At 42.4% G+C, this 10,114-nt stretch carries 6 protein-coding genes; 1 reads left to right on the forward strand and 5 read right to left on the reverse strand.

Features of this window, described 5'->3' with window-relative positions:
• Positions 1 to 311: 311 nt before the first annotated feature.
• From yidC to WHS63_RS12800, 4 genes are all read right to left on the reverse strand, one after another.
• Positions 312 to 2,165 (reverse strand): membrane protein insertase YidC, encoded by a 1,854-nt coding sequence (yidC, locus tag WHS63_RS12785; RefSeq protein ID WP_445205444.1) that lies wholly within the window; start codon positions 2,163 to 2,165, stop codon positions 312 to 314.
• Positions 2,166 to 2,241: 76 nt separating this feature from the next.
• Positions 2,242 to 3,858: a CTP synthase gene (locus WHS63_RS12790; RefSeq protein WP_445205445.1), complete on the reverse strand. Its 1,617-nt coding sequence runs from the start codon at positions 3,856 to 3,858 to the stop codon at positions 2,242 to 2,244.
• A gap of 11 nt (positions 3,859 to 3,869) precedes the next feature.
• Entirely contained in the window at positions 3,870 to 5,867 is a 1,998-nt protein-coding gene (locus WHS63_RS12795) for a DUF349 domain-containing protein (RefSeq protein WP_445205446.1), read from the reverse strand.
• A 180-nt stretch (positions 5,868 to 6,047) separates the two neighbouring features.
• Positions 6,048 to 6,488 (reverse strand): Hsp20/alpha crystallin family protein, encoded by a 441-nt coding sequence (locus WHS63_RS12800; RefSeq protein WP_445205447.1) that lies wholly within the window; start codon positions 6,486 to 6,488, stop codon positions 6,048 to 6,050.
• Positions 6,489 to 7,108: 620 nt separating this feature from the next.
• Here WHS63_RS12800 and trmD point away from each other — a divergent pair.
• Positions 7,109 to 7,789: a tRNA (guanosine(37)-N1)-methyltransferase TrmD gene (trmD, locus tag WHS63_RS12805; RefSeq protein ID WP_445205448.1), complete on the forward strand. Its 681-nt coding sequence runs from the start codon at positions 7,109 to 7,111 to the stop codon at positions 7,787 to 7,789.
• Between the two features lie 367 nt (positions 7,790 to 8,156).
• On the opposite strand, the gene WHS63_RS12810 is transcribed toward trmD, so the two are convergent.
• Positions 8,157 to 9,896 carry a potassium channel family protein gene (locus tag WHS63_RS12810; protein WP_445205449.1) on the reverse strand — a complete coding sequence of 580 codons (1,740 nt, stop codon included), beginning with the start codon at positions 9,894 to 9,896 and terminating at the stop codon, positions 8,157 to 8,159.
• Between the last annotated feature and the right edge of the window lie 218 nt (positions 9,897 to 10,114).

Consider the following 10,114-nt stretch of genomic DNA (forward strand, 5'->3'; position numbering starts at 1 on the left):
CAAACAAAAATAGTATTTTTGATTCTTCAGTTCTAAACCCTTTGGAAATTAGTCCAGTTTAAAGGGGGTCAATACAGGTGTTCAATTTCCAAACACTAAACACTAAACACTAAACACTAAACACCAAACACTAAAAACTAAAAAACAACAACCATCAACTATCAACTATCAACTCAATTATTTTCAAAGGGTTGAATAGAACTTAAGAAGTGTAACACATTATAATTCTGCCAAATAAGTGTCATCTGTTACAGCATAAATTCACGGACAACAATAAAGCCAGTCGAAATGACTGGCTTTATTTAATTCATCTATTTACCTTTCTTTTTTCTGAGCTGTTCCTGCTGCTTTGCCATATCCTCGAGTTTTTGTTGCCATTTTGATTTTGTAACGGGTTTCTTGGCATTCTCGTGAAGTTTGGCAAGTATAGCCTTGTCATCGACAAAGCGGCGGAAGAGATAGGTTTGCCCTATGGTTATTACGTTTGATAGCAAGTAGTAGTAACTTAACCCTGCCGAGTAGTTGTTGAACCACAACAAGAGCATAATAGGCATCATCCAGGTCATCATAAACTTCATGCCGGGCATTTGGGCATTGGTATCGCCCATTTGGTCGGTATTCATCTTTGAGGTGATGAAAAGCGAAACGGCCATCAACAGTGTGAATAAGCTGACATGATCGCCATACCATGGAATACTGAAAGGTAAGTGAAGAATAGAATCGTATGATGAGAGGTCGTCGGCCCAAAGGAAGCTTTGCTGCCTGAGTTCAAATGAGGCGGGGAAGAAACGGAACATGGCAATGAGGATGGGGAATTGGATTAGAATAGGAATACACCCACCCATGGGGTTAACCCCCACCTTTTTGTAAAGCGCCATTACAGCCTGCTGTTTCTTAAGTGCATCTTCCTGCTTGGGATACTTTGCATTAATCTCATCAACCTGGGGTTTAAGCACCCTCATTTTAGCAGAACTCAGGTAGGACTTGTAGGTTAAGGGCGAAATAATAATCTTGATAAATATGGTTAACAGTAGAATAATGAGACCATAGTTGGAAATGTAACGATTGAGAAAATCGAATACATTGATAACAACATACTTGTTTATCCAGCGAATAATATTTCGGCCTAATGGAACAACCTTTTCAAAACCCGAATTGTATGACTTTAAAGTTTTATAGTGATTGGGCCCAAAGAAGAATTTCAGACCGATACTTTCTGATTCCTTATTTTGGAAAGGCAAAGCCAAGCGGGCGCTAAACTGCTTAACATGCTTTCCATCGTCAATATTAACGGCCTTTAAATCGGCATTAACAAAATGGTCGTTGGCTACAATGATGGATGAAAAGAACTGATGCTTAAAATCGACCCATTTAATCTTGTTATTCAGCTCCTTTGAATCCTCTTTGCTCCCAGAGCTGAACTCCTCATAATCACCTGTAAAAAATTGATAGGCAATTGTTGTGTAGTTACGCTCATTCTCCAAACCCTTTTCAAGACGTAGTAACTTTGAATCCCAAATAAGATCGATGTAACCCAAACGGTTCCCAATATTCTTTTCCAGGCCAGTAAACTTGATATCGAAGCCGAGCATATAACTACCAGGCTTGATTGTATAAATGTAATCGATATAGGCATTACCACCTGCAGCTAGCCTCATGGTTACTGAAACCGAGTCGGTGGTAGCCGTAATAATACTATCGGTTGTTTGAGGGGTAAAGAATAGATCGTTTGTTTTAACGGCAACATTATCGCCCCAGAACTGAAGGCCAAATGTATTTTCATCGCCAGTAAAGAGCACGAGCGGTTCACCCGAATATGTTTTATATTTCTTGAGCTCTACCGAGTAAATACGGCCCCCTTTAGCTGTAAGGGTAACCCTCATCAGATCGTTCTCAAGGGTGATAAACTTGTTGCTGCCGCTTGCCGCATCGGAAAATAATCCGAACTGAGCAATGGCCTCCTGTTTCCTGGCACTATCGGAAAGTAAGGCTTTAGCCTGCTCTTCGGCAAGTCGTTTTTGGTGCTCCTCTTCCTGAACACGTGCAATTGAATCGGCTTTCCGTTGGTATGCCTCACGCTCCTCCTTTGATGGTTGTGTGAGGTAACCAAAGCCAATCATTATAAGAAAAATCAACACTAAACCAATAACCGTATTCCTATCCATCTCAAAAATATTATTCAGTTTAAAATTAAAATTCAACAAATTGGAGTGAGTGCAAAGGTAGCATTTACACTTTACTTTATTTGTTAAAATTTATTGCAGCTTTCACAAAATCAACAAATAAGGGGTGAGGTCTAAGGACTGTGCTGCTATATTCAGGGTGAAACTGAACCCCAACAAACCAAGGATGATCGGACAATTCCATAATTTCAACAAGGTTGGTATCGGGGTTAATGCCCACTGGTATCATTCCGGCATTCTGGAACTGCTCAAAGTACCTATTATTGAACTCATACCTATGCCTATGGCGCTCGCTAATCTCAAGTTTCTTGTATGCCTTATGGGCATTTGAACCCTTGGCCACTACACATGGGTATGCACCTAAACGCATGGTTCCTCCCATGTCGGTTATCCCTTTTTGGTCTTCCATTAGATCGATAACCGGGTAAGGCGTAGTTCGAACCATTTCAGTTGAATTGGCATCGGTTAACCCAAGGACATTCCTTGCAAACTCAATAACTGCACACTGCATACCCAAGCATATTCCCAGGAAGGGAACTTTGTTCTCACGAGCATACTTAACCGCAAGAATTTTCCCCTCAATACCTCTATGGCCAAACCCTGGTGCTACCAGAATGCCCTTTAAATGACCAAGTTTCTCGCTAAGGTTACTAGCGTCAATATCCTCGGATTGAATGAGCTCCAGCTCAACCTTGCAGTCGTTGGCGGCCCCGGCATGAATGAACGATTCAATGATTGACTTATAAGCATCAGGTAGCTGAACGTACTTTCCAACCAATCCAATTTTAACGCGATGGCTGGGATTCTTAACCCGGTTAACAAAGCTAATCCAGTCGTCGAGCTTAGGCTCCGATGCAGGGAGGTTAAGCTTACGGAGTATGGTTAAATCCAGCTTCTCCTTGAGCATCAATAGTGGAACCTCGTAAATGGTTTTAACATCAATTGATTCCACTACCGCCTCGGGTTCAACGTTACAGAAAAGGGCTACCTTTCGGCGGATATCGTCGCTCAAATGCTTCTCAGTGCGGAGCACCAACACATCGGGCTGGATACCGTTCTCGAGCAACTCCTTTACGGAGTGCTGTGTGGGTTTAGTTTTTAGTTCACCCGATGCGGAAAGGAAAGGAACAAGAGTGAGGTGAATAAAAGCTGAATTATTTGGGCCTAACTCCCATTTAAGCTGACGTACAGCCTCAATGTATGGCAGCGACTCAATGTCGCCAACCGTTCCGCCAATCTCGGTAATAACCACATCAAGCTTATTTTTTGTTCCAAGCAGCTTAATCCGGCGCTTTATTTCATCGGTGATATGAGGGATAACCTGAACGGTTTTGCCGAGGTAATCGCCACGCCTCTCCTTGCTGATTACCGTTTGGTATATTTTACCGGTGGTAACATTGTTAAGTTGCGATGTTGGCAAGCTGATAAAGCGCTCGTAGTGCCCGAGGTCAAGGTCAGTTTCGGCTCCATCCTCAGTAACGTAGCACTCGCCATGCTCGTATGGGTTGAGTGTTCCTGGGTCAACATTTATGTATGGGTCCAACTTCTGGATGGTTACAGTGTATCCCCTACTCTGTAAAAGTTTACCTAACGAAGCGGAGATTATCCCTTTACCCAACGAGGAAGCAACTCCTCCGGTAACAAAAATGTATTTGGTAGATGAGGACTGTGGCATGACCTTAAGTATTACTGTTCTAACTTATCAATAAGCTTAATTTTTTCGCTCAGTTCAGCAATTTCCTCTTTTGCCCGCTCAATTTTACGTTTAACCTCCTCAATCATCGCCTCAGCATTTTTGGTTTTAGCAAAGAAACCGATGTTGTTCTCCCAAACGGTGAGGTCGTTTTCTAACTGACGCATGCGGTTAAACATGCGTTCCCTATCCTGGCGGAGTTTGGACATGGCACGAGGGTTAGCCTTAGCTTCCTCAAGCTTAGCCTGAAAACGCACCACCTTATTCTTGCCCTCCTGGGCATTTAACTTATCGAAATGCTTTTTGATGGCAGCCCTGAAACGCTTTTGGACATCATCTTTTACCTTGATAGGAACAAACCCTATTTCGGTCCAGCGTCTTTGGAATTCCTTGAGGGCGTTAAGGTTTTGTTCCATATCCTCGCCAAACTCAAAGGCTTCTACCTCGGCAATCAATGCTTCCTTGGCCTTGAGATTTTCCTCATAAGAGTTATCTACCGATGCAAAATGCTTCGACTTTTGCTCAAAAAAGTAATCGCAGGCAGCGCGGAAACGCTTCCAAATTTCATCGGAGTTTTTACGAGGAACAGGACCTATTTGCTTCCAGCGTTTTTGAAGGTTGATTAAATCTTCCGTAGTTTTTTTCCAGTCAGTGCTTTCCTTTAATGCCTCGGCCTGCAGGCAGAGTTCGGTTTTAAGCTGTAGGTTGTTCACCTGAACATCTCTAATGTCCTTGAAAAAGTCACGTTTCTTGTTGAAGAAAATGTCGCAGGCGCTACGGAAACGCTCAAAAACCTTATTGTTTTCCTTTTTGGTTGCAAATCCTATTGTTTTCCATAGTTTTTGCAGCTCAATTAGTTCCTTTGATAATTTATTCCACTCCTTTACCGACTTTGGATTTTGAGCGGCAAGTTCCTCTGCCTTTTCGCATAGCTCAGCTTTGGCTTCAAGATTCTTTCTTTGCTGCTCCTTTATGCTTTCGAAATGCTCCTGATGCTTTTTGTTTATTTTAGTTGTAGCCTCCTTGAAACGTTCCCAGATCTCATTCTGATTTTCGCGTGGAACTGGCCCAACCTCGCGCCACTGCTCGTGGAGTTTCTGCAATTTCTTAAATGCAACAACAACCGAGGGCTCAAGAAGTAACTCCTCTGCTTGCTCACAGAGTTTGATTTTGGCTTCAAGATTTTTCTTGAAATCGAGGTCACGGAGTTCCTTGCTAATCTTCACAAAGTCGTAGAAGGCCTGAACGTGATGGTGGTAGTTGTTCCACAAATCGTTCAAACTTGCCTGGGGAACAGGGCCAACTTCAAGAAACTGCTTTTGTAAATCCCTAAACTCCTGATAGATTTTACCAACAGGCTCGGTGCTGTTAACCAGATCCTTTATTTTCTCTATAATTTGCTGTTTTTGCTCCAGGTTATGTTGTTTTTGCTCCTCGAGCTGATTGTTATACTGAGCGCGTTTGGCACGATACTGCTTTAGCAGTTCCTTGAACTGCATTTCAGCATTATCCTCGGGCAACGAGAACTGCTCAAGGTCGCCTCCGGCGTCAACAAATTCTTTTCTTAGCTTTTCAACCTCAGCCTTATGCTTGCGGTAGAATATGCTCTTTAAACCCTCAACTTTCTGACGGATTTTTTGAACGGGTCGGTTATTGATTAAATCCTTCAGGGTTTGAACCAGCTCATCCTTTGAAAGGTTTGAGTAGTCCACATGGGGCTCATCGTCTTCCTCGTCAATTTCGGTCTCTTCCTCATCCTCCTCATCAAAATCGACATGTTCGTCGTCCATTTCAAGGGGTTTCAGTTCCTCATCGTTGGGCTCCTCATCGTAAGCCTCATCGGAAATTGACAAAGGTTTGTCAGCATTAACATCGACCAAATCGTTCACGCTATCAGCAACATCCTGGTTGCCGGCATTGGAAGATACAATCGTACCCTCGATGTTCTCGAGGTTTTGATCCTTAGGATCGTTCAGCTCATTAGTATTCATAGCTCAAAACTTAACCGGTTATAAATCAGCAGTATTTAAAAAATTTTGCCTACGAAATTACATATAATCGGGCGTAACGCAAACAAATTAACGTAAAAGAATAAAGAATAATTGACTGGTAAAACAAAAAAGCCCGAATTTAAAAGGATTCGGGCTGGATAATATTTGCAATATAAATACTTAGTCAATTTTAATGCTTCTGGGTTTTTGCGGCTTAGCCTCATCGCGCTTGGAAAGGAAAACCGTGAGGATGCCATTCTCGTAACGGGCATCAATCTTATTGGTATCAATAGCCTTTCCAACAACAAAGGTTCGCTCAAATGAGCCTGTCAGGAACTCGCAGCGGGTATAAGTCTCACCTTCAACAGGATTATTTTCCTTCTCGGCGCTAATCTTAAGCATATCGTTATCGATACTTACCTTAAAATCGTCCTTTTGGTATCCGGGAGCAGCAACCTCCAAACGGAAGCGCTCTGGCTCCTCATAGATATTTACGGCTGGATAGCTGAGCCTGGCATTAGCCATTTCGCCGGCCGATTTAACAAAGCTATCGAACATCCTCTCAATATCCACCCCTGTCCTCCTTGAGGCAAGCGGGTTGTAGAAACTTAAAAGTGTCATAGTATTATCATTTTTAAAGTTGATATTCACATTCACATTTAACAGCTAGCTAATAGTGTGCCATACAGAAAAACAAGCCATTATGTCATATAAATATAAAATTACTATGTCAACATGACACTAAAACGCCTCGGGAAATCATGAATATTTTTAAATAACATGCGCATTGTATTAACATGCGATTTACTTGTGGGTTGATATTTTAAAGTAAACAATGCATGCAGAATTCAGAGCAAACAATCCCAATACAACGTCGTTTAGTTAAGGTTGTTTGTCATATTGAGTCCCGATATAAATAGGGATAGACTCCGCTGAAACATAACAACGAAAGATGAATAGAGCCCCTTCGCTCCCCGCTAAGGCGGGACAGGCCGCTCAGGATGACAAAGAGTTGACAGTTGATGGTTGATAGTTGATAGTGAAAAAAGCATTTCACGAAACACTAAAAACCAATCACTACTCTCCATCTTCCCTGTAAACTGCACACTGTACACTGCACACTATTCAAAAGATCCCTCGCTGCGCTCAGGATGACAAAAGTAATGTCTGTTCTGCTATCTAAACGACATTGAACCCCAATCGCTAACTTTTTAGTACTTTTGCAGAATAAAGCAATGAGTATGAGAATTGATATTATCACCGTTCTCCCTGAACTGATTGAAAGCCCGCTTAACCACTCCATCATAAAACGAGCGCAAAAGAAAGGTTTGGTGAGTATAAACCTACACCATTTGCGCGACTATACCACCGATAAGCATCGCACGGTAGACGACTACGCCTTTGGTCCCGATGCCGGGATGGTACTTAAGATTGAACCCATTTACAAAGCCATTGAAAAACTTAAAAGCGAGAGGAATTACGACGAGATAATTTACACCTCTCCCGACGGCGAACTTTACACCCAAAAACTGGCAAACACCCTGAGTACCAAGGAAAACATTCTTATACTATGCGGCCATTACAAGGGGGTTGATCACCGTGTTCGCGAACACCTTATTACCCGTGAAATATCCATTGGCGACTATGTGCTTTCGGGGGGAGAACTGGCAGCTGCCATTATTGTTGATAGCGTTGTTCGCCTTGTACCTGGCGTGCTCTCCGATGAAACATCGGCACTAACCGACTCGTTTCAGGACGGACTACTTGCTCCGCCAGTTTACACTAGGCCCGCTGAATTTAATGGCTGGAAGGTACCCGAAATTTTACTATCTGGTAATTTTAAGGAGATTGAGAAGTGGCAAATGGAACAGGCCTATGAGCGAACCAAACGGTTACGCCCAAATCTGCTGAGGGAGGAGTAAGGGTTTAAGGATAAAGGATAAAGGATAAAGGATAAACGTGAAAAGTTAAAAGCTTGGCTTTAAGTGAGAATAAGTCGGAATGAGTCGGAATACTCGGAATGAGTCGGAATACTCGGAATGTTTCGTAATAGACACTCTTTTACTTACAACCGTCAACCACAACCAACAACCAAGAACCCAATTAGTTTCACAGTGTTACACGGAGTTTAACACAGTGCTACACAGTGAAAATCCATCAAATCTGCGGAATCAGTGTTCAATTTCCAAACACCAAACACTAAACACAAAACACTAAATACTAAAAACATCAACCATCAACTATCACCCACCACTGTAAACTGAACACTGTACACCATACACTAAAGCGTTAGCGGAGTATTTTCCTTACAAAGGCCACAGTAAAGTAAGCCATCAGAAACACCCCCATAAAACCCTCGGTGCCGGCAACAAACCTTGCTATTCCTGATGGTGCAAAATCGCCATAGCCAATGGTGAAAAAGGTAACCACGCTAAAGTAAAAACCACGGGCAACTATCCCCAACTGATCGCCACTGGCCGATGTTGCAATAATATGCCCCCAACCCAAACCCATTATAGCAATATAGAGCAGACTATATATGACATAAACCACCAAAATGCTGAAAATTACGCGCTGGGGCGAGGTGGCAAAAAGACCCATGTAATCGAAAAGCAGTTTCTTTGCCCAGTAAATAATCCTATTGATAAAATGCCTCAGCTTGCCTTGCATATTTGAACTCAAGAGCAAAGCTCTCATATGGCATCGTTTAAACTCAACATAGGCAGCATCCTCCTCGTCGTACTTTCCAAGGGCATTAAAGTTTTCCTTGAGAATTCGGAACTGTTCAGCCTTCTCGGCAACTGTAGTACAACCCTGAGAGTAAATCAAGCTACGAACGCCATTGGCGTCCCAATCGATATAGATTTGCCCCAGCAATCGAACACCTGCCAGGTTTAAGCTACTGATTCTGGGTGGATCGCCATGGGTATAAAATTCAACTATATCGCGAATGGTGCAGCCGGCTAAACTAATTTCGTCGCTCTGCTTTACATGTAGGTTAACCGTAGAATTGAACTGACAATCGGAGAAAATTAGCTTACCAATCTGCGCCTCGGAAAAGCTAATGTTTTGGCTAAATAACGAGCGCTCAAAAACGATTTCGGATTTTACCCCCTGGTATAAATCGAAAATAAGGATAACGTTTCCAAATGCTGCGCGTTTGAAAGTAAGCTTACCCTTTGGCGTTTCGGCACCCTCAAAGTTCAACTCCCCCTCATGGAAGGAGGCACGGTTAAACGAGGTTCGACCAGCACGGAATTCGGCAGCACGAAAATCGACTCGCCCACTACCAAAGTCAACACGTTCAAACGATACACCACCTCCGCCAAATCGGGCATAATGAAAATCGACCTTACCCGCGCCGAACCGGCACACCCTAAAATCGACATCGGAATTATTGAACTCAGCATTAATGAACGATACATCGCCATCGCCAAAATCAACATTAGTGAGAATGGCCTCGCCACTACCAAATGAGGTGTCCTGAAAATCCTTAACACCCACATCGAATATTGTATTTTTAAACGATACCTGCTCCCCTTCAAACCTGACCTGGGTAAAATTGCTCCTGGCCGCTTTTATATAACAATTGGTTAAACGGAAAGAGCCTAAAAGATTCGAAAGGTGAAAATCAAAAAGTTCGGTAACCACGTACGATTCATCAATAACGAACTCTTTTTCGCTAATGGATAATGACAAATCGATACTTACTGGCGAATCGAAAAAACTGTTGCAGGCTGTAAACTGAGCAACAGGCAAAGGTTGCGCTTTGTCAATTTGGAGGTATCGCTTGCAGGCAATTGTGGAGAATCCCTGAATGTAACAGTAATCGAGGTTAACGGGTTCCATTTTCCCGATACGCTCATAAACATCGGCCATTTCAGGGATGCCCAGGCTTAATGTTGTTATTAAAACACCCTTACTATTGAACAGTTCAATTTTTGCGGTTTGCTTAGTGGTAAAGCCATCGGAACGAACAAAAGGCCTCTGAAGAATATCAACCCTATATGAATCAAACGAGTACGCCATTCAATGAAATTTTCAATAAAATTAGGATAAATCTTTTGAAAATAAAAAGGGAGTTTAGAAAGGTAGCGAGAAAATTAGTATGCAGTCACAGGGGTGTTTAGTGTTTAGTGTTTAGTGTTTAGTGTTTGGTGTTTTTGCTATCTGTATTGACCCCCTTTAAACTGGACTAATTTCCAAAGGGTTTAGAACTGAAGAATCAAAAATACTATTTTTGTTTG

It is taken from the genome of Tenuifilum sp. (genome assembly GCF_037481895.1).
In the GTDB taxonomy this organism is placed as follows: domain Bacteria; phylum Bacteroidota; class Bacteroidia; order Bacteroidales; family Tenuifilaceae; genus Tenuifilum; species Tenuifilum osseticum.

Coding starts and splice junctions, on each gene's coding strand:
- WHS63_RS12810 (WP_445205449.1), bottom strand. CDS start 9,896: ATGGCGTACTCGTTTGATTCATATAGGGTTGATATTCTTCAGAGGCCT.
- yidC (WP_445205444.1), bottom strand. CDS start 2,165: ATGGATAGGAATACGGTTATTGGTTTAGTGTTGATTTTTCTTATAATG.
- trmD (WP_445205448.1), top strand. CDS start 7,109: ATGAGAATTGATATTATCACCGTTCTCCCTGAACTGATTGAAAGCCCG.
- WHS63_RS12795 (WP_445205446.1), bottom strand. CDS start 5,867: ATGAATACTAATGAGCTGAACGATCCTAAGGATCAAAACCTCGAGAAC.
- WHS63_RS12790 (WP_445205445.1), bottom strand. CDS start 3,858: ATGCCACAGTCCTCATCTACCAAATACATTTTTGTTACCGGAGGAGTT.
- WHS63_RS12800 (WP_445205447.1), bottom strand. CDS start 6,488: ATGACACTTTTAAGTTTCTACAACCCGCTTGCCTCAAGGAGGACAGGG.